Source organism: Lactobacillus nasalidis, from assembly GCF_016587775.1.
Classification (GTDB): domain Bacteria; phylum Bacillota; class Bacilli; order Lactobacillales; family Lactobacillaceae; genus Lactobacillus; species Lactobacillus nasalidis.
On record NZ_BOCG01000039.1, the window covers coordinates 1 to 642 of the forward strand.

At 59.2% G+C, this 642-nt stretch carries 1 protein-coding gene; it reads right to left on the bottom strand.

Annotation, left to right across the window (positions count from 1 at the left end; translation table 11 throughout):
- Window positions 1-642 (bottom strand): LD-carboxypeptidase (locus tag lacNas_RS00280; protein WP_201346481.1); only part of this gene is annotated, 642 nt, incomplete at both ends.

The following is a 642-nucleotide window of genomic DNA, read 5'->3' on the forward strand; positions in this document are numbered from 1 at the left end:
TCCAGTTCGCTGAAGGTTCCCAGCAAAACGCCGCTAACCTGGTCAAAAACGCCCAGTTCCCTCAGCTGCTCCAAGAGACTGGCGACCCGCTCTGGCCGGCCCCGGTAGGCTTCCAGCAAGAGGACTGCCCCCTTGAAGTCGGGCCAATACGGCGTTCCCGCCAGCTTGAGCAAGCAGCGCAAGTTGCCGCCATAGACCGGCCCCTCCAGCCGCCTGCCCTGGCAAAAAGCGACTTCCAAATCATCCGGCAGGTTCTTCCCCGCCAGAAGGCGGTCCAAATAGCCGCCGGTCAATAAATCAGCGTTTTCCAGGCAGTTGCGCAGCTGGAAGTTCACGGCCCGGTTGCCATTTTCAGCCAGGGCATTCAAGATTGTCGTCAAGTCGCTGTAGCCATAAAAGACTGCCTGACTGCCCTTGATCCGGTCAAGGTCCAGTTCACCCAGAACCGTGTTAGCCAGGTCGCCGCCGGAAATATCAAAAATATGCGCCATTTCCGGGTCCAGGAAGAAATTCTCCAGCTCCCTGGCCCGCCGCTTTCCCCGTCCTGCTAGGTCAGCATCCGTCAGAAAGCGGCTGACGGCAACCTCCAGGCCCCGGTCTTCAAGCAGCTTTTTCAGCTGGTCGACTACGGGGAGGTAGGCT